The organism is Kitasatospora phosalacinea (assembly GCF_000716545.1).
GTDB lineage: Bacteria > Actinomycetota > Actinomycetes > Streptomycetales > Streptomycetaceae > Kitasatospora > Kitasatospora phosalacinea.
Genome location: NZ_JNWZ01000031.1, coordinates 23,639 through 42,601, shown reverse-complemented (window position 1 = coordinate 42,601; position 18,963 = coordinate 23,639). Strand labels below are relative to the sequence as shown.

14 protein-coding genes are annotated in these 18,963 nt (G+C 75.9%); 5 read left to right on the top strand and 9 right to left on the bottom strand.

Going from position 1 to position 18,963, the window contains the following annotated elements; all coding sequences use genetic code 11:
* Positions 1–66 precede the first annotated feature (66 nt).
* From OO48_RS17310 to OO48_RS17295, 4 genes are all read right to left on the bottom strand, one after another.
* Entirely contained in the window at positions 67–453 is a 387-nt protein-coding gene (locus OO48_RS17310; RefSeq protein ID WP_033217154.1) for a nuclear transport factor 2 family protein, read from the bottom strand.
* A gap of 252 nt (positions 454–705) precedes the next feature.
* Positions 706–2,925, bottom strand: a complete 2,220-nt coding sequence (locus OO48_RS17305; RefSeq protein ID WP_033217152.1) for an NADP-dependent isocitrate dehydrogenase — start codon at positions 2,923–2,925, stop codon at positions 706–708.
* Positions 2,926–3,013: 88 nt separating this feature from the next.
* Positions 3,014–4,483 carry an SDR family oxidoreductase gene (locus OO48_RS17300; RefSeq protein ID WP_033217151.1) on the bottom strand — a complete coding sequence of 490 codons (1,470 nt, stop codon included), beginning with the start codon at positions 4,481–4,483 and terminating at the stop codon, positions 3,014–3,016.
* Between the two features lie 175 nt (positions 4,484–4,658).
* Entirely contained in the window at positions 4,659–5,312 is a 654-nt protein-coding gene (locus OO48_RS17295; RefSeq protein ID WP_157845474.1) for a pyridoxamine 5'-phosphate oxidase family protein, read from the bottom strand.
* 284 nt (positions 5,313–5,596) lie between these two features.
* On the opposite strand from OO48_RS17295, the gene OO48_RS17290 reads away from it, so the two are divergent.
* The gene (locus OO48_RS17290) at positions 5,597–6,460 is read left to right on the top strand and encodes a universal stress protein (protein ID WP_033217149.1); all 864 of its coding nucleotides are present in this window, start codon (positions 5,597–5,599) and stop codon (positions 6,458–6,460) included.
* Between the two features lie 71 nt (positions 6,461–6,531).
* On the opposite strand, the gene OO48_RS17285 is transcribed toward OO48_RS17290, so the two are convergent.
* Together OO48_RS17285 and OO48_RS17280 are read right to left on the bottom strand one after the other, a co-directional pair.
* Entirely contained in the window at positions 6,532–8,217 is a 1,686-nt protein-coding gene (locus OO48_RS17285) for a PP2C family protein-serine/threonine phosphatase (protein WP_051732235.1), read from the bottom strand.
* Positions 8,218–8,660: 443 nt separating this feature from the next.
* Positions 8,661–10,727, bottom strand: coding sequence for an AfsR/SARP family transcriptional regulator (locus OO48_RS17280; protein ID WP_033217148.1), 2,067 nt, complete (start codon positions 10,725–10,727; stop codon positions 8,661–8,663).
* Positions 10,728–10,845: 118 nt separating this feature from the next.
* Between OO48_RS17280 and OO48_RS17275 the strand changes: the two genes are divergently transcribed.
* Together OO48_RS17275 and OO48_RS38380 are read left to right on the top strand one after the other, a co-directional pair.
* Entirely contained in the window at positions 10,846–11,727 is an 882-nt protein-coding gene (locus OO48_RS17275; RefSeq protein WP_033217146.1) for an alpha/beta fold hydrolase, read from the top strand.
* Positions 11,728–12,165: 438 nt separating this feature from the next.
* Entirely contained in the window at positions 12,166–12,306 is a 141-nt protein-coding gene (locus OO48_RS38380; protein ID WP_157845473.1) for a hypothetical protein, read from the top strand.
* Between the two features lie 51 nt (positions 12,307–12,357).
* Here OO48_RS38380 and OO48_RS17270 read toward each other — a convergent pair whose 3' ends face one another.
* The 3 genes from OO48_RS17270 to OO48_RS17260 all read right to left on the bottom strand — a co-directional run bounded on the left by OO48_RS17270 (position 12,358) and on the right by OO48_RS17260 (position 14,734).
* Positions 12,358–13,563: an alpha/beta hydrolase family protein gene (locus OO48_RS17270; RefSeq protein WP_033217144.1), complete on the bottom strand. Its 1,206-nt coding sequence runs from the start codon at positions 13,561–13,563 to the stop codon at positions 12,358–12,360.
* 92 nt (positions 13,564–13,655) lie between these two features.
* Positions 13,656–13,994, bottom strand: coding sequence for a winged helix-turn-helix domain-containing protein (locus tag OO48_RS17265; protein WP_033217142.1), 339 nt, complete (start codon positions 13,992–13,994; stop codon positions 13,656–13,658).
* The gene (locus tag OO48_RS17260) at positions 13,991–14,734 is read right to left on the bottom strand and encodes a hypothetical protein (RefSeq protein WP_063830695.1); all 744 of its coding nucleotides are present in this window, start codon (positions 14,732–14,734) and stop codon (positions 13,991–13,993) included. The genes OO48_RS17265 and OO48_RS17260 overlap by 4 nt, the downstream gene beginning before the upstream one ends.
* Before the next feature lie 682 nt (positions 14,735–15,416).
* Here OO48_RS17260 and OO48_RS17250 point away from each other — a divergent pair.
* Positions 15,417–16,502: a LacI family DNA-binding transcriptional regulator gene (locus OO48_RS17250; RefSeq protein WP_245194688.1), complete on the top strand. Its 1,086-nt coding sequence runs from the start codon at positions 15,417–15,419 to the stop codon at positions 16,500–16,502.
* Positions 16,503–16,707: 205 nt separating this feature from the next.
* On the top strand, positions 16,708–18,663 hold the full coding sequence (locus OO48_RS39275; RefSeq protein ID WP_051732234.1) for a hypothetical protein: 1,956 nt from the start codon (positions 16,708–16,710) through the stop codon (positions 18,661–18,663).
* Positions 18,664–18,963: the final 300 nt, after the last annotated feature.

Here is an 18,963-nt window from a genome sequence, read left to right as displayed (position 1 = left end):
CCCCGGGGTGGTGGCGCGGGGCCGGGTGCCGCGCCGGTCGCGCTGGCACCCGGGCCCGATGCGGCATCAGGCGCGGACGAGGCGGAAGATCTGGTTGAAGACGAAGAAGCCGCCGGGCTGGCCGGGGACCGGGGCCAGGTTGAACGCCTCGGTGAACTGCAGCGGCTGGTCGAAGGCGTTGTCGACGGCGAGGGCGCCGGCCACGAGGACCGCGATGCCGCTGTTCGCGCCGGGCTGCGAGTCGACCGAGGCGATCCGGTGCTTGACGACCTTCAGTTCGGGCTTCTTGAACTGGTCGAGGATGGCGGTCGCCCCCTGGCTCTGCCGGCCCTCCCAGGTGAGCATCGACTCCGGCCGGTAGAGGCCCGCGAGGCCGTCCCGCGAGTCGTAGCTGTCGAAGGTGGTGAAGTAGTGCTGCGCGAACGACTGGGCGATGTCGCTGAAGTCTGCCATGCACGGAACGTAGCAGCATGGCCACGCTGCGCACGCGCGGACTTGACCGCACGCGCCCCCGCCGGGTACGGGTGCGGCCCACCGCCGCCCGGTCACCGTCCGCTCCTGCGGCCGGGGGCCCTGGATCAGGAACTCCTGGGTCGAGAAGTAGTAGTACGGCGTTCGACCCGCCGGGAGCGCCGGGGAACGCGGAACGCCGCCGCGTCCCGCCCCTGGGGGCGGTCCGCGGCGGCGTCGGGCCGTGCCGGGCGGTCAGGCCAGCGAGGCGAGCGCGTCGTTGAGGGTCTTCGACGGGCGCATCACGGCGGCGGCCTTGGCCGGGTCGGGCTGGTAGTAGCCGCCGAGCTCGGCGGGCTGGCCCTGGACGGCGATCAGCTCGCCGACGATGGTCTGCTCCTGCTCGGCCAGGGTCGCGGCGAGCGGGGCGAACGCGGCGGCGAGCGCGGCGTCCTCGGTCTGGGCGGCCAGCTCCTGGGCCCAGTACAGGGCCAGGTAGAAGTGGCTGCCGCGGTTGTCGATGCCGCCGAGGCGGCGCGAGGGCGACTTGTCCTCGTTGAGGAAGGTGCCGGTGGCCCGGTCCAGGGTGTCGGCGAGGACCTGGGCGCCGGCGTTGCCGGTGGTGGTGGCCAGGTGCTCGAAGGAGGCGGCCAGCGCGAAGAACTCGCCGAGCGAGTCCCAGCGCAGGTAGTTCTCCTTGACCAGCTGCTGGACGTGCTTGGGGGCGGAGCCGCCGGCGCCGGTCTCGAACAGGCCGCCGCCCGCCATCAGCGGGACGACCGACAGCATCTTGGCGCTGGTGCCCAGCTCCAGGATCGGGAACAGGTCGGTCAGGTAGTCGCGCAGCACGTTGCCGGTGACGGAGATGGTGTTCTCGCCGCGGCGGATGCGCTCCAGGGAGAGCTTGGTGGCCTCGACCGGGGGGAGGATCCGGATGTCCAGGCCCTCGGTGTCGTGCTCGGGCAGGTACTTCTTGACCTTCTCGATCAGCACGGCGTCGTGGGCGCGGCCCTCGTCCAGCCAGAAGACGGCCGGGTCGCCGGTGGCGCGGGCGCGGGTGACGGCCAGCTTGACCCAGTCCTGGATCGGCAGGTCCTTGGTCTGGCAGGAGCGGAAGATGTCGCCGGGGGCGACGGCCTGCTCGAGGACGGTCTCGCCGTTCGCGTCCACCAGGCGGACGGTGCCGGCGGCGGCGATCTCGAAGGTCTTGTCGTGGCTGCCGTACTCCTCGGCGGCCTGGGCCATCAGGCCGACGTTCGGGACGGAGCCGATGGTGGCCGGGTCGAGGGCGCCGTTGGCGCGGCAGTCGTCGATGGTGGCCTGGTAGACGCCCGCGTAGGAGCTGTCCGGGATGACGGCGAGGGTGTCGGCCTCCTGGCCGTCCGGGCCCCACATGTGGCCGGAGGTGCGGATCATGGCCGGCATCGAGGCGTCCACGATGACGTCGCTGGGGACGTGCAGGTTGGTGATGCCCTTGTCGGAGTCGACCATGGCCAGGGCCGGGCCGTCGGCGATCTCGGCGTCGAAGGAGGCCTTGATCTCGGCGCCGTTGGGGAGCTTGTCCAGGCCGGCCAGGATGCCGCCGAGGCCGTTGTTCGGGTTGAGACCGGCGGCGGCCAGGTCGGCGCCGAACGCGGCGAAGGTCTTCGGGAAGAAGGCGCGGACCACGTGGCCGAACAGGATCGGGTCGGAGACCTTCATCATGGTGGCCTTGAGGTGCACCGAGAACAGCACGCCCTCGGCCTTGGCGCGGGCGACCTGCGCGGCCAGGAACTCGTTCAGGGCGGCGGCGCGCATCACGGAGGCGTCGACGACCTCGCCGGCCAGCACCGGGACCTTCTCGCGCAGCACGGTGACGGTGCCGTCCTCGGCGACCAGCTCGATGCGCAGCGCGCCGTCCTCGGCGATCACGGCGGACTTCTCGGTGGAGCGGAAGTCGTTGACGCCCATGGTGGCGACGTTGGTCTTGGAGTCGGCCGACCAGGCGCCCATCCGGTGCGGGTGGGTCTTGGCGTAGTTCTTGACCGACAGCGGGGCGCGGCGGTCGGAGTTGCCCTCGCGCAGCACCGGGTTGACGGCGGAGCCCTTGACCTTGTCGTAGCGGGCGCGGACGTCGCGCTCCTCGTCGGTCTTCGGCTCGTCCGGGTACTCGGGCAGGGCGTAGCCCTGGGCCCGCAGCTCGGCGATGGCGGCCTTGAGCTGCGGGATGGAGGCCGAGATGTTCGGCAGCTTGATGATGTTGGCGCCGGGGGTCTTGGCCAGCTCGCCCAGCTCGGCGAGGGCGTCGGCGATGCGCTGGTCCTCCTGGAGGTACTCCGGGAAGACGGCGATGATCCGACCGGCCAGCGAGATGTCGCGGGTCTCCACGCTCACACCGGCGGTGGCGGCGTACGCCTGGACGACCGGCAGGAACGAGTACGTGGCGAGGGCGGGTGCCTCGTCCGTGTGGGTGTAGATGATGGTCGAGTCAGTCACCGTAGCTCCAGCTTCCACGTCTGCAACGTCTTGACGTCAAGATATCTCGTCCCGGGGGTGTCTCCGCAACCAACCCCCCGGGCGGCGGTCATCCGGCCTCGGCGCGGGCGGCGATGTTGCGGGCCATTCCGCCGAAGACCACGGCGTGGAACGGGGCCACCGACCACCAGTAGGCCTGTCCGGCCAGGCCGTGCGGGTGGAACAGGGCGCGCTGGCGGTAGCGGGCGCCGTCCCCGTCGGGGGTGACGGTGAGTTCCAGCCAGGCCAGGCCGGGCAGCCGCATCTCGGCGCGCAGCCGCAGCAGCCGGCCGGGGTCGATCTCCTCGACGCGCCAGAAGTCGAGCGAGTCGCCGACCCTCAGCCGTCCGGGTGAGCGCCGACCGCGGCGCAGTCCGACGCCGCCGACCAGCCGGTCGAGCGCGCCGCGCACCGTCCAGGCGAGCGGGAAGGAGTACCAGCCGTGTTCGCCGCCGATGCCCTCGACCACCCGCCACAGCGCCTCGGGCGGGGCGGCCACCAGCCGTTCGCGGACGTCCTGGTAGAGGCTGCCGCCGGCCCAGTCCGGGTCGGTGGGCAGCGGGTCGCTGGGGGCGCCGGGCAGCGAGGCGGAGGACCAGCGGGTGTCCACCTCGTCGTCGCGGATCCGGCGCAGGGCCAGCGAGACGGCGCGGTCGAAGCCGATCGGGCCGCCGGGCGGGTCGGGGATCCAGCGCTCCAGGTCCCGTTCGGAGCGGACCACCTCGTGGCGCAGCGACTCGACCAGCGGCCGGGCCAGGCCGCTGGGGACGGGGGTGACCAGGCCGACCCAGTGCGAGGACAGGCTGGGGGTGAGGACGGGCACGGAGACGATCACCCGGCGCCGCAGGCCCGCGATGCGGGCGTAGCGCTGCATCATCGCGCGGTAGGTGAGCACCTCGGGGCCGCCGACGTCGAAGACCCGGTCGGTGGCGGGGTCGTCGGGCAGGTGGGCGGCGCCGAGCAGCAGGCGCAGCACGTCGCGGACGGCGATCGGCTGGATCCGGGTGTCCACCCAGCGCGGGGTGACCATCACGGGGAGCCGCTCGGTGAGGTGGCGGAGCATCTCGAAGGAGGCCGAGCCGGAGCCGATCACCACGGCGGCGCGCAGTTCGGTGACGGGCGTGCCGCCCTCGCGCAGGGCCCGCCCGGTGGCGACCCGGGAGCGCAGGTGCGGGGAGAGCCGCCCCTCGGGCAGGTCGGGCGGGACGAGGCCGCCGAGGTAGACGATCCGCCGCACGCCGGCCCGGGCGGCGGCGAGGCCGAAGGCGCGGGCGGCGTCCCGGTCGACGCGCTCGAAGTCGGGGCCGCTGCCGAGCGAGTGCACCAGGTAGTAGGCGACGTCGACGCCGTCGAAGGCCCCGTCCAGGGTGGGCGGTCTGGTCACGTCACCGGTGGCGGTCTCCACGGCGGCCCGCCAGGGGTGGTCGCGCAGCCGGGCCGGGTCGCGCACCAGGCAGCGCACCTTCGCCCCGTCGGCCAGCAGTTCGGGCACCAGTCGCCCGCCGAGGTACCCGGTCGCACCGGTCACCAGACATCGCACGTCGCCGTCTCCCGTTCTGTCCCCGTCTTCCCCCGTCTCTCCCCGTCCAGCCTCCGCCTCCCGTGGACGGAGCGCCAAGCGGGTGCGGACGCGGCACCGGTCCGGCGCGCGGGAGCGCGGCTACGGTGAGTGCCGTCCAGAGGGACACCGCGCTCCGCGAAGGGGCCGGCCCGGTTCAGCCCTTCCGAGGGGCCCGGATACTGCGCCCGGTGACGGTGGTCGGGGTGAGCCGGACCCAGCGACCGTCGGCGGGCGGCTCGGGCAGTTCGGCGAGCAGGGCCGGCTCGGTGACGTACTCCAGCGGGCCGGTCACCAGCACGCTCCAGCCCTCGCGCAGGCCCCGGTCGGCGCGGTCCGCCTCGAACGCGGCGTCGCCGCCCGGCCCGGGCGCCAGCGCCCCGCCCTCGGTGGTGCGGTACAGGACGGCCCGCCCGTGCACCAGGTAGCCGACGGGGCGCACCACGGGGCCGTCGGGCCCGGTGCGGGCGATCCGGCCGAGGCCGTTGCTCCCCAGGCGCCGCCAGCACTCGGCGACGTCGAGCTCGCCGAGGACGGGCGGGCCGACGAGGGCGGGGCCGTCGGCGCGGGCGGCCCGTTCGACGGGCCGGCCCGCCACCAGTTCCTCGTACTCCAGGCCGAGGACGGCGGACAGCCGCAGCAGCGCGGGCGGGTCGAAGCCGGGTCCGAGCTCCAGGACGCGGCGCAGGTAGACGGTCGACATGCCCGCCCTGGCCGCTGCCTGCGCCTCGGTGATCCCGAGGTCGGCGAGGCGGTCGGCGAAGCGTCGGGCGAGCGCGGCCGCGGGCGCGGGGTCGTGTTCGGTGGTCACGCCGGTCACCTCCCGTGAATCGTCGCTCCGGCCGGCCCGGGGGCGGTTCCTCCGGATTCGTCCGGTCGGTACCCCCATGGTGCGCGATTGGGGCCCGGCGCGGCAGGGGCCTTGGACCCTGGACGGAGCACCGGGTGCCGTTCCGGAGCCGGGCCGGGACCAACGGCCCCCGCCCGCCGGGCCCGCCGGCCCTGGCGGGCCCGCGCGGACGGGAGCAGAGTGGGCCCCGGATCCGACGCCGGGCGATGGGGGCCCGCCGGGACTCGTACAGGGAAGGCACTGCCATGACTCGTCCCGTTCTCGCCGCCGTAGACGCCTCCGTCCGCAGCCGGGCCGCCGCGCACTGGGCCGCCCAGGAGGCGGGCCGCCGGGGCGCCCCGCTGCGGCTGCTGCACGCCTGGCCGTACCTGGGGCGGAAGGCGAACGACCTGGTGAAGGCCGACGACCTGGAGAGCGGCGCCCGGAACATGCTGGCCGACGTCGCTCGGGAGCTGACGGCCGCCTACCCGGGCCTGGAGGTGACCGGCGAGCTGGTGCCGGACGCGGCGATCGACGGGCTGACCGAGGCCGCCGGACAGGGGCAGCTGCTGGTGATCGGCACCCGCGGCCTGGGCGGCTTCCGGGGGCTGCTGGTCGGCTCGGTCAGCCTCGGCGTGGCGGGCCGTTCGACGGAGCCGGTGGTGCTGGTCCACGAGGGCCGCCCCGACCCGGTCTCGCACGAGCCCGAGGTGGCGGTCGGCCTGGACGCGCTGGAGCCGGACGGCGCCGTCCTGGGGTTCGCCTTCGAGGCGGCCCGGCTGCGCGGCGCCCGGGTGCGGGTGGTGCACGGCTGGGAGCTGCCGCCGGCGTACGGGTACGCCGGGTGGATCCCGCTCGAGACCGAGCAGCAGGAGCTGGGCGCGCTGGCGGTCGGCATGGTCGCCGAGGCGGTCGCCCCGTGGCGGGAGAAGTACCCGCGCACCCTGGTCCTGGAGGACGTGCGCACCGGCGGCGGCGCGGCCGCGCTGGTCGAGGCGTCCGAGCAGGCCGACCTGGTGGTGGTCGGCCGCCGCCGACGCGCCCTGGGCCTGGGCAGCAAGCTCGGCTCGGTCGCCCACGCGGTGATCCACCACTCGCAGGCGCCGGTCGCGGTCGTCCCGCACGACTGAGCCCGTCCCCCGCCCGGCCCCCGCCCGGCCCGGCGGTCGGGCCGGGCCGGGCCCGTCCGGCGCCCGGTCGCTCAGCGCTCGAAGCGGCAGGCCAGCAGCGTGGCGTCGTCCTCCGACAGCGGGCCGGACATCTCGCGCACCACCGCGTCCACCAGCCCCTGCAGGTCGGAGTCGCCCGCCCGGTCGGCGGCGTGCGTGCGGACGGCCCCGCACAGGGCCGTCAGCCGGACGTCGATGTCCTGGTCGCGGCGCTCGATCAGGCCGTCGGTGTACAGCAGCACGGTGTCGCCGGGGCGGACGCGCGTCTCCACCGCCCGGTAGGCGGCGTCGGGCAGCACGCCCAGCGGCGGGCCGGTCGCCGGCTCCATCGGGGCGGCCTCGCCCTCGCGCAGCAGGACGGGCGGGGGGTGGCCGGCGCAGATCCAGCGCAGCAGCCGACGGTCCGGGTAGTAGCGGGAGACCACCGCGGTGGCGGTGGCCTCGTCGCCCTCGTCCCAGGCGACCCGGTTGAGCCAGCCGCCGAGCGACTCCACCAGCGCGCCGGTGAACGCCAGGCCGGCCAGCGCGTGCCGCAGCATCGACATCAGGGCGACCGCGTCCAGGCCGTGCCCGCGCGCGTCGCCGACCGCCAGCAGCGCCCGTCCGTCCGGGAGTTGACGGACCTTGAACCAGTCGCCGCCGACCCCGCCCTCGGCCGGGCGGTAGGCGACGGCGGTGCTGACACCGAGCCCGGACAGCAGCCCGGAGTGCGGCTGCAGGGCGTCCTGGAGGCGCTGGACGACGTGGTGCTCGGCGTCGGCGCGGCGGGCCTGCCGCTCGGTCTCCTCCTCCTGCTCGCGCAGCCGCCGCCGGCTGTCCGACAGTTCGGTGACGTCCTGCAGCACCGCCCGCAAGCCCTCGACCGGGCCGCCCTCCTCGCGCAGCGCCTCCGCCACCAGCCGGACCCGGCGCGGCCGGCCGACCCCGTACAGCTCGGTCAGCACGTCGATGTCCTCGCCGGTGGACAGCAGCCGGTCGAGGTCCCGGTACAGGGCGGGGCGGGCGGTCTCGGTGACCCGGCGCAGCACCAGGCCCACCGGGACGGCGTCCGTCTCGGGGGCGAGGCCCAGCAGTACGGCGAGGCCCGGCGAGATGTCGAGCCGGTCGTCGGGCAGGCTCCACTCGGCCCAGCCGACCCGGGCGATGCGCTGCGCGGCACGGGCGATCTCCTCGGTGCGGGCGTCCGGCCACACCAGCAGCAGCCGCCGCCCCAGCCGGTGCACGGTGACCCTCTCGCGCCGGGTGCGGGTGCTGCCGTCGGGCACCGGGTGCTGCCAGCGCGCCGGCACCGCGCGGGCCGCGTACCCGGTGCGCAGCACCTCGCCGACGGTGTCCGCGAACGCCGCCGTCCACAGGCCCGGGTACGCCTCGCGCAGCGAGACGCCGCGCCCCTCGGGGGTGTCGCGGTGCACCTGGCCGGGGTGGTGCGGGTCGCGGACGGCCGCGTCGTTGACGATCACCGCGGCCAGGTCGCGGACGGCTCCGGACTCGTCGAGCACCGGCTCGGCCAGCACCGCGGCCTGCGGAAGGGCGTCGAGCAGGTGGTGCAGGTCGAGGTCGGGCGGCCGGGCCAGGGCCGGGTCGAGGTCGGCCTCCGGGACGAGCGGCGGCGGCCCGGCCGGCTCGGCGGGCCGGGCCAGGCGGTGCTCCGCGCGCAGCCGCTCGACGGTGCGGCGCAGGGACGCGCCGTGGTCGGCCTGCTCCGGTCGCCCGTACACGCCCGCCCCTCTCACTCCGCTCGGCGCTGCCCCGCTCGGCGTTCTCCGCCACTTTTCCGGCCGCCCGGCCCGGCGGCGACCCCGGCGGACCGGACGGGTGAGCCGTTCCGGCGGGCCGGGCGGCGAGCCGTTCCGGCGGGCCGGACAGTGAGCCGTTCCGGCGGGCGCGCCGCCCGTCCTCGCCGCGCCGGATCGGCTGCTGCCCGGTCGGCGCCCGGCGCGTGCGCACCACCCCGCCGCCGTACTGCACCGACCCCGTCGCGGCCGGCTACCCGCCCGCCCAGGCCGGCCCGCCACCGTACGGGTACGCCCCCGACGCAGCACCAGGGGGGCGGCGGCCGCCGCTTCGGCACCGGCGTGATGGGTCAGCGCGGGCGCGGCGGGCCTGGTCGGCGGCGCCCCGCTGTACGGGGCCTTCGACGACGACGCGCCCGACACGGTGGTCAACGACCACGACGAGGACCGATCCCGCCGGACGCTGCGGCCTCCGCCGCCTCGTCCGCCTCGTCCAGGTAGCCGGCCACCGGGCCCAGGGTCAGCAGCCCGCCGGCCGCCCCGGCGTGCTCGGCCCGGGCGCCGCGCAGGGCCCCGGCGGCCCGGGCCGCGGCGGCGGGCCGTTCCAGCCGGGCGGCGGCGCGGACGGTCAGGCACCACAGGGCTTCCTGGAGGTGGTCGGGCGGGGGGTCGGGCAGGGCGGCGAGCGCGTCGGCCGCCTCCGCCCGGCGCCCCTGCGCGAGCAGCACGTGCGGGCGCGCCCAGGGCAGGTAGGGGCCCCAGTCCAGGCGCGGGTCGACGGGGGCGGGCCGCCCGTGCAGCAGGCGCAGGCCGAGCAGGGCGAGCGGGAGCAGGCCGCGCCGCAGGCCGGGCATCCCGGCGGTGCGCAGCGCGGCGTCGGCCTCCCGGTAGCGGGCGGCGGCCTCGGCGGCGGTCGGCCCGCCGGGGCGGGTGCTGAGTTCGGCGGCGGCCCGGGCCCGGAACCATCCGGTCAGGACGCCGACCAGGGGCGCCTCGACGGTGGTGGCGAGCCGTTCGGCGGCCCGCGCGTGCGCGGCGGCGGCCTCCAGGTCGCCGAGCGCGGAGGCGGACTGCAGGCGGACGAGCCGGCCGAGGACGGCGAACTGCGGCAGGTCGTGCCGAGTGGCCAGGTCGAGGATCTCGGCGCCGGTGCGGTCCCGCTCGGGGGCCAGACCGGGGCGGCCGAAGGACTGCAGGAAGACCCCGTTGAGGGCGAACGCCAGCAGCGCGGGGTCGCCCAGCCGCCGGGCCAGTTCCTCGGCCCGGCGGGCCGCCCGCCCGGCGCGGCGCAGCCGCTGCGGCGTCTGGTCGGCGCTGCGGCTCTCGACGGCGACGGTGGCCAGCAGCCGGGCGGCCAGGGCGTCGGGGGCGTCGGGGCCGAGCGTGGCGAGGGTCCGTTCGGCGGCCTCGACCACGGCCCGGGACTGCTCGGCGTCGTCGGCGCGGCTCCACAGCGCGGGGACGTCGTAGGCGCCGATGACCCGGGCGGTCAGGGCGGGGTCGCCGGCACGCTCGGCGGCGTGGATCGCGGCGAGGCGGTCGCGCCGGGCCTGTAGCAGGGCGTCGCCGCCCGCGAGCGAGAGGGTGCGGGCGAGGTCGACGGTGGTGCGCGGGCCGAGCCGGCCGCCGGGCACGCTCCAGGCGGCGGGCGGCTGCCCGTACGGGGTGGCGCCGGTGAGGATGTCCGCCTCCAGGCGTTGGAGTTCCGCGCCCGGGTCCAGGCCGAGCCGTTCGCCGAGCAGAGTGCGGGCGCGGCGCAGGGCGGCCAGCGCGTCGGCCTGCCGGCCGGCCAGGTGCAGGGCGCGGGCGAGCAGGGCCCAGGCCGGTTCGCGCCACGGGTGCTCGTCGACGTGGGCGCCCAGTTCGGCCGCCAGTTCGGCCGCCCGCCCGGCCGCCCGCCCGGCCGCCAGTTCGGCCGCCCGCCCGGCCGCCAGTTCGGCCGCCCGCCCGGCGGCCGGGCCGGTGCGCTCCCGGGCGCCGGCCGCGTCGAGGAGCAGGCGGGCGCGCAACTCGAGTCCGTCCAGGCGCAGTTCCTCCAGTCTGGTCCGCTCGCGCCGGGCCCAGGGCCGGTCGGGCAGGTCGGCGTAGGCGGGGCCGCGCCAGTCGGCGAGGGCGGCGGTGAGGTCGGGGGCGGCCGCGGGGTCGTGCCGGGCGCGGGCCAGGGTGTCCTCGAAGCGGTGGGCGTCGACGTCCGCGCGGGGCAGGCGCAGGGCGTAGCCGGGGCCCTCGGTGACCAGCAGGCGGGGCGGGGTGCGGGGCGGCCGGTCGGGTTCCAGGGCCCGGCGCAGCGCGCCGACGAAGGTGCGCAGGGCGCCGACGGCGCGGGGCGGCGGGTGGTCGGCCCACAGGTCGTCGACGAGGGTGTCGGTGGGGACCATCCGCCCTCCGGCGGCGACCAGTCGGGCCAGCACTTCGCGGTGGCGGGGGCCGCCCAGTTCCACCGGGGTCCCGTCGTCGCGCCGGGCCCGGACGGAACCGAGCACGTCGATTCGCATGCCCCCATCCTCCCTCCGGGGCGCCGGGCGGGCGGCAGGGGCGGCGCGTGCGCTGATCGGTTGCTGATCGGCGTCGCCGAGGCTGGTGCGGTCGGTTCCCGATCGAAGGAGGAGTTCCGTGAAGACGTTCGACGTCCCCGGTTTCGAAGACGTCCGGCTGCCCGGTGCGGACGGGGTGGAGGTGGCCGCGTCGGTGGGCGGCAGCGGCAGCCCGGTGGTGCTGCTGCACGGTTTCCCGCAGACCCGCCTGATGTGGCGGCACGTCGCCGCGCGGCTGGCCGCCGAGCACACGGTGATCTGCCCCGACCTGCGCGGCTACGGTGCCAGCGACAAGCCGGCGGCCACCGCCCCCGAGGTGTACTCCAAGCGCGCGATGGCCGCCGACGTGGTCGCCCTGGCGGCGGCGCTCGGCCACGAGCGCTTCGCACTGGTGGGGCACGACCGGGGTGCGCTGGTCGCCTTCCGCGCCGGGCTGGACCACCCCGGGGCGGTCACCCGCCTGGGCATCCTCGACGTGGTGCCGACGCTGGACATGTGGGACGTCCTGCACGGCACCTCGGCGGCGGTCGGCTACCACCTCTACCTGATGGCGCAGCCGCCCGGCCTGCCGGAGACCATGATCGCCAACAGCGCGGACGCGTTCTTCGGGTCCTTCCTCGACGCCTGGGCGAACGACCCGGCCGCCCTGCCCCCCGAGGTCCGCGCGGAGTACCTGCGGGCGAGCGCGGCGGCCGTCCCGTCGATCGTCGCGGACTACCGCGCCTCGGCGGGCGTCGACGTGCTGCACGACCGGGCCGACCTGGACGCCGGCTCGCGGCTGGCCATGCCGGTCACCGTCGTCCAGCAGGACTGGGGCGCGCGGCTGGGCTACGACGCCGCCGGGGTCTGGCGGGCCTGGGCCCCCGACCTGGACCACCGGCTCACCCGCGCGGGGCACTTCATGGCCGAGGAGGCCCCCGACGAGATCACCGCGGTCGTCCGGGACCTGCTGGCTCGCTGACGCCCCGGCAGGAGGACGCCGTCCACCGGCGGGAGGGCGGAGCGGCAGCCGCAGCGCACCGGCCTGCCGCCGTTCCTGTTCCTGCAGGTGGGCGGTTCTCGGGTGGCCGCCGATCCTGAGGCGGACTTCACGACGGAGTCCTCGCAGCTCAACGGCTATGGTTGGGAAGGCTGTTGATCACAACAGGTGTGTCGCAAGGCACTCCGGCCGGCTTCACCCTTCCGTGGCTTCCGGGAGCGCCGGAGAGGGGATGGCTGCCTGACTGCCTGGCCCACGGCGCCTCGATGACGAGCCCCTGCCGAGCGCCCGGGAAGTCCGGTGTTGGGCCGGCATCGTCCGGGCCAGCGTTTCAGGGCAGCCGCCTCACCATTGTCGGACGGCCGGTACTTGCTTCGGCCTGTCCCTCTGATGCCGGCCTTCCGATAGGAAGCCCGCAGCATGCTGCGCCGTGACGGCTACCCGACCGGTCTGAATGATGCGTTCGCCTACGACGGGCGAATTTTCGAAATCCTGGACCAGTTGGAGTCCGTCTCCGACGACTGCTACCGCCTCATGATCGGCAACCGCGTCCGATGGTGACGGCATTCCCGGCGTATTGGGCGGACCGCGCGTTGCGCGGTCCGCCGCTTCTCACGCGATGAACCTCACTTCGGGGAAGGCCGTACTCGGGCCGTCGAGCAGATGTCCATGGCGGTGTCGCAGGTGCTGGTCGAAGAACGCGAGCGGGTAGGCCTGCTGGATCCGGACCGCCCTGGTCGGATCGAGGGTGCCGATCATGTCCTGGATCTGCTGGTCCGTCATGCCGAGGATCGTGCCCGCTTGCGGGACCAGTGCCGCGTAGTCGCCGTACGTCTTGTGGATGGCCCCGTCGGCCTGGATGTTCAGGCGCCAGCCGCGAAGGTGCGTCCAGAACTCGGCGACGTCCGGCATGGCGGCCCGGGTGAAGTCGGCGGTCATCATCATGAACGGCCGGTCCAGGTCGGTGGTGATGGTCGGCTGCATCGGGCCGTCGATGCTGAGCCCCGCGCCGATGCGCTGGTCGGCGAGCATGGTGAGCGCGGTGGCGGTGCCGCCCTTCGACCAGCCGAACGCGCCGATGCACCTCGGGTCGAGGGCGCCGAGCAGTCCCTGGGGCAGCGGCCTGCCGTCGGCGTCGGGGTTGTGCCCGGCGGCCATGGCCTCGACGGCGTCGAGCACGAACCGGATGTCCGTGGCGAAGTCACGGGGCCCCGGGAACGGCGGAACCTCTGCCGGGACGGTGAGTCGGCCGTCGGGGAACTCGCTGAACGCGTCGTACGTGTGGTCGAGGGTGACCACGGCATAACCGTGGCTGGCGAGTTCCTGGACCATGATCGTGTGGTCGCCGCGGTGGCTGCCCGCGCCGTGCGAGTACACGAGGACGGGCAGGCGGCGGCCCGTACGGTGCACGGGTGCGCCCGTGTGTGCGGCGGTGAGGGGGCCGAGGGCGGGATCGAGGGGGAAGCCGACGTCCGCCAGGAACGCCTGCAGCGCGCCCTGGGTCATCCAGGGAGCACGCGGCAGGCCGTCCGTTTTGCGAGCGGGGTACCAGACGCCGGCCATCAGCTCTCGGTGATGGCCCGGGCCGGCCACAGGATCCGGACGCGAGGTGTCGACGAGGTGGAGCGGCACCGTGCCCACCGGGTGCGGCCCGGTGGGTGCCGGCAGCGTGAGCCGTAATGCTCCGGGGGCGGTGGGAGCCGCCCACGCCTGGCGTGCTGCGCTGATCGGCACGGCGGCCCCGAGCCCCGTCATCAGCGCGGCTGCGAGCAGGCGACGGCGCGTCACGTCCGTCGTGGTGACCGGTGTGATGGTCACGCGTCCTCCCTGGGTTTCCTGGACGGTGTTCGGTGTGATGTCCGGGCCGCCGGACATCGGTGGGAACCGCTCACGGCTCGCCGTGAGCGGGATCAGGACTCCGGGGCTGAGCTGCCGTGCTCGATCTGGTGGATGAGTCGCTTGAGCTGGGCGACCTCCTCGCGCAGGGCGCGGTTGCCCGCAGGGGTGAGGGAGAGCCAGGTGCGGGCGCGTTTGCCCTCATAGCCCTTCTCGATCTCCACCAGCCCGGCCTTCTCCAGCACGGACAGGTGCTGGCTGAGGTTTCCTGCGGTGAGGCCGAGCGCCGTGCGCAGAAAGCCGAACTCGACCCGGCCCGCTTGGTGGGCAACGGTGAGGATGCCAAGGCGCACGCGCTGGTGGACCACGTCGTCCAGGCCGGTGATGGGGTGCTGCTCGGGCTGATCGGTCATGACGCGTTACGCCGGCCGGACAGCTCGGCCAGGCCGAAGCCCAGCGCACCGAGCAGGAGAAGCACGCCGGGGACGCCGAAGGTGGGCAGAGCGGACCACGGGGAGGTGAACGGGATCCCCGCCCAGCCGGTGGACAGCGGCACCAGCTCGACGGCCAGGTACACCACCGCGAGCAGCAGCAGAGCGCGGCTGCGCTCCACCCGGGCCAGCACCAGCAGCGGCAACCCGACGGCCATGGCGTTCCCGGCGAGCCGTTCGAGGAACCTCGTCAACCCGGAAGCGGGGTCGAGGTGCAGGCCCCAGAAGTCGAGCGGTTCGCCGAGCTGCGCCACCCCGTGCCGCAGGCTCCAGAGCGCGGTGGCACTCGCCAGGGCGACCAGGACGATCCCCGTCAGGACGTAGGGCCGCACCCGGCTCCCGACACCGCGGTTGCGGGAGCGGCGGATGTAGAAGAACGCCGTCGCGGCGTAGGCGAGGGCGAGCCCGAGGGGCCAGTAGAGCGCCGAGCCCTGCGTGACCAGGGTGCAGCCGCCGACTGCGGCCTCACCCGCCGGGCAGGCCACTGCCTCGATCTTGAAGGTGAAGCGGCCGACCAGGATCCCGCCCAGCGTGAGCACCCCCAGCAGCAGGAGGGGGAACCAGGTGCCGCGCTGCGCGGCCCGGACCTTGCGGGTCAGGTCGCCGAGGCCTGCCAGGACTTCACGGGGCGTGCCCGACGAGGGCATGGATGCGTCTGTCACGCCATCAGCTTTGCATTACAAACCAGTTATGGCAAGAAACGTACGGGCTGCAGGTCCAGGCACTGCTCCCGCCGCGTCTTGAGCGTGACTTTCCTCTGCCGTTCCAGGAAGGCCATGCGGTTCAGGTAGGCGACGATGTCGTCGCGACCCAGGAGCGCCAGGGGCTCGCCCCGGTCCGGGCGCTGCAGCCGCAAGCTCTCCGACGCGCCGAGCGGGACGGGAACGAGCGGGACGGCCCCGGCTGTCGGCGCGGTCCCGGCACTGCGCGTCGCGGGCACTCGGACTCCCGCTCCCGCTCTCGCTCCCGCCGTAGGCACCGGACGGCGCCGATGTACGACGGCCCGTCACGTCCCGGCCGGGCCCGGCCCGTTCGTCCTGCGCCCCGCCCATCCACATGCCGAGACGGCCGTCCCGCCACGGGGTGCGGGCGGGCCTCCGGGGCGGGCGGCGCGTTTCCGACGGGGCGTCATGATCCGGACGGGACAACTCCCGTGGGGCGGCGCGGGTCTGGCGATCATGACCGGCGGGACGGGGGCGGCGGCCGGGCGGAGTGGGCGAGATGGTCGTGTCACAAGCCTTGACGGTCCACCGACCAGACACCTACGGTGCGGTCACCGATGGCCCCGGGCGGGTGGCCAGCGGTACCCCCCACCCCGCGCCAGGAAGGGCGACCGCGTTGCCCGTGCACCCGCTCCCCCACCCGACGAGCGCCCCCCGCCAGCCGGGCGGCGCCCTCCCGTTCCCGACCCCCTGCTCCGAGGACACGCCGGACGGCACGCCGAGCGCGTCGCCCGGGCCGACGCTGGCCCAGGTCGCGGCCCGCGCGGGCGTGTCGAGCGCCACCGCGTCCCGGGTGCTGAACCGGTCCGCACCGGTGTCCGCCGAGATCGCGGCGCGCGTCGAGTGCGCGGCCCGCGAATTGAACTACGTCCGCCGCCGGGCCCCCGCCGCGACCGCCCGGGACACCGGGGCGATCGCCGTGGTGGCGTTCGCGGACGTGCTGCGCTTCCACGCCGACCCGTTCCCGGTGCGGCTGCTCGCCGGTGCGCAACGCGTCGTACCCGAAAGGGAGTTGGTGGTGCTGACGGCGGGCCCCGGGCCGGCCAGGCCCTCGCTGGTGCGCTACCTGTGCGGCGGGCACGTGGACGGCGTGCTGCTGGTCGGGCGGTGGGGCGACCCCGCGCTGCCCGGGCTGCTGCAGGCCGCGGGCGTGCCGGTGGTGTCGCTGGGCCGGCCCCCGCAGTCGCAGCGGCTGGCGCACGTGGACGCCGACAACCTGAGCGGCGCCCGCGCCGCCGTGAACCTGCTGCACCGGGCCGGGCGGCGGCGGATCGCCACCATCGCCGGGCCGCCGGACACCGCCGCGGGCGCCGACCGGCTGGCCGGCTACCGGCGGGCGCTGGCCGACCAGGGCGACCCGGCCCGCTGCGCGGTGGCGTACGGCGACTTCGGGTCGCGCTCCGGCGAGCACGCGATGCTCCGGCTGCTCGACCAGTACCCGGACGTGGACGCGGTGTTCGCCGCCTCGGACGCGATGGCGATGGGCGCGCTGCGGGCGCTGCACCGGCTCGGGCGACGGGTGCCGGACGACGTCGCGGTGATCGGCTTCGACGACTCCCCGGCCGCCGCGACGGCCCGACCCGGCCTGACCACCGTCCGCCAGCCGGTCGAGGACCTGGGCGCCCGGGCGGTGGAACTGCTCCAGGACCCGGCGCCGGGCCGCTCGGTGGTGCTGCCCACCCACCTGGTGGTGCGCCAGTCCTGCTGACGGGCCCGCGCCCCGCCCCCGCCCCGCGGCCGATGTCGACCGCGGGGCGGGGGCGGGGTGCGATGCGGCGCCAACTCGCTTTTCCGGGCAGCCGGTTGGAGGTTCGGTGGAGGCCGCCCGGACGGTCCGGTGATCGGTTAGGGTCGTTGGCCACTGCCCCCGTTCGCGCCGGAGCGGGCGGGGCTGGTCGGAGGGAGTGCCGCCGGTGGCCCGCTACGAGTTGACCGCGATGGACGTCAAGGGCGCGGAGCACGGCCGCCGGGTCGACACCGTCCCGCCCGACCTGGCCCGGATCGGCGCGTTCGGCGACGGGCACCGGGCCGGGTACGTGCTGGTGCGCCACGAGCGGGGGCACACGGCGTTCGGCCGCGACGGCGGGGACCGCTGGCACGTCCTGTGCGACGGGGCCACCGAGGAGGCCGCGTACGAGACGGTGCTCTGGTTCGAGCTGCTGCACCACTACCCCGGTCCGGGGCGGGACGACCCGGACCACCCGCTGGCCGGGGCCCCGGCGCCGGGCCCGCGCGGGGAGCTGGGCCGGGCCGAGGCGCTGCGGCTGGTGGCCGAGCGGGTCGCGGCGAGCGGCGCGGACCTGCCGGTGGACGCCCTGGCGGCGGAGCGCTTCCCCGGCGGCTGGTACGTGTACGCGCCGGTGGAGGCGGACGACAGCGACCCGACGGCGTTCCTGGGGTCCCTGACGGTGGGCGCCCCGGTGTTCCTGGTCGGCGACCTGGGGCGGGTCCGGGAGGCCACCACCGCGCTGCCGCCGGACGTGCTGCGCGAGCGCTTCCGCGCCGAGGAGGTGTTCGTCCGCCGGCGGCCGGCCGGGGAGGCGTTCACGGCCGACTTCGCCGCCGCCTTCGACCGGGCCGCGCGGGCCGGCGGGACGCCTCCCGTCGCCTCCTTCACCGTCGTGGACGACACGCCCCCGGAGGTGGTCGCCGCCCGGGCCGCCGGGCTGGTCGACCCGATCGTGCAGCAGCTGTCCCTGCTCGGGCCGCAGGGCTGGGACGGCTTCACCGCGGTCTTCTCCTGCACCGTCGGCGCCGAGGTCGCGCAGGTGAGCTTCCGGCACGGCGGGCGGGAGACGGCCGTGCGCGTCCCGGAGAGCCTGGCCGTCCTGGTGCGCCGCCAGCGCCACCTGGCCGCCCGGATGCCCGCCGGGCCCTGGTACCGGCTGGTCGTGGCGGCCGACACCAGGCCGGGCGGCGCCGGCGTGCTGACCGACTACGACTACGCGGACGACCCGCTGCCCGCCGACCAGTTGCTGCCCGCCGCGTACTACCGCGAGGACCTGCTCGCCTACCCGCGCCCCACCGTCCCGGCCTGGCTGACCCTCCACCTGCCCGACGCCGCCGACCTCGGGAACGCCCCGGAGCGCGCACCCGCGCCCGCCCCGAAGCCCGCGCCCGCCCCGAAGCCCGCGCCCGCCCCGAAGCCCGCGCCCGCCCCGAGGCCCGCGCCCGCGCCCGCCCCGAGGCCCGCGCCCGCGCCCGCGCCCGCGCCGAAGCCGGTGTCCGCGCCCGCGCCTTCGCCGCCCGCGCCTTCGCCGCCCGTCCTGGAGTCCACGCACGCCGGACGGCGGCTGTACGCGGACACCCGGCACCTCGTCCTCGGCGGGAACGTGCTGGCCTTCGACGAGGTCGACTGGGTGCGCTACCTGATGCGCCGGGACGTCGCCCCGCGCCGCTTCCTGCCGGACGTGCACAGCACCATGTACGGGTTCGGGCTCGGGACGGCGGACCCGCGCGGGCCGGTCTTCGATCCGTACGGGTGGGAGGGGCCGGAGTCCCCGGGCCGGTTGGTGTTCACCGCGCGCGGGAAGATGGCCGAACCGCCGGAGGAGTGGCGGACCCTGGTCGAGCTGGCGCGGCAGTACGTGGAGCCGAGGCTGCTGGCCGACGTCACGGAGCGGGTCGGGGCCGGGGAGGAAGTGCTGATCGGCGGGCTGCGGCTGGACCGGGAGGGGGCCCGCGGCGAAGGGGAGTACGGGTTGTCGCTGGCGTGGGACGACGTGCGCGGGATGCGGACGACGGGCGGCTACGTGTCGCTGTACCGGGCCGGGAGCGAACGGTCCACCCTGATGGCGTCGCTGGACCTCCCCAACGTGGTGCTGCTGCCGGAGCTGGTCCGCCGCTTCACCGGTCGCCGGTTCGGCTGACCACCGGGCCGGGCCGGGCCGGACACCGCCGTCCGGGCCGGTTCGCACCGGGCGGCGGCCACTGGTACAAGACTGTCGAACGACTGTCGAACAGGCCCCGGCGGGGCGTCGGACCGGGCCGCCGCGCGGGTCGCACGCAGGCGAAAGAGCTGTCGAATATCTGTCGAACGCGGGCCGCGGGGGTGCTCCGACGGGGCGTCGGGAACCGTGGCGGGAGCGCCGTCCGGGCCGTCCGGCGATGTAAGTTTCGCCGGGGACGCGTCACTGACCTGCGACTTTGCGCACGTCCGGAACGGGGTC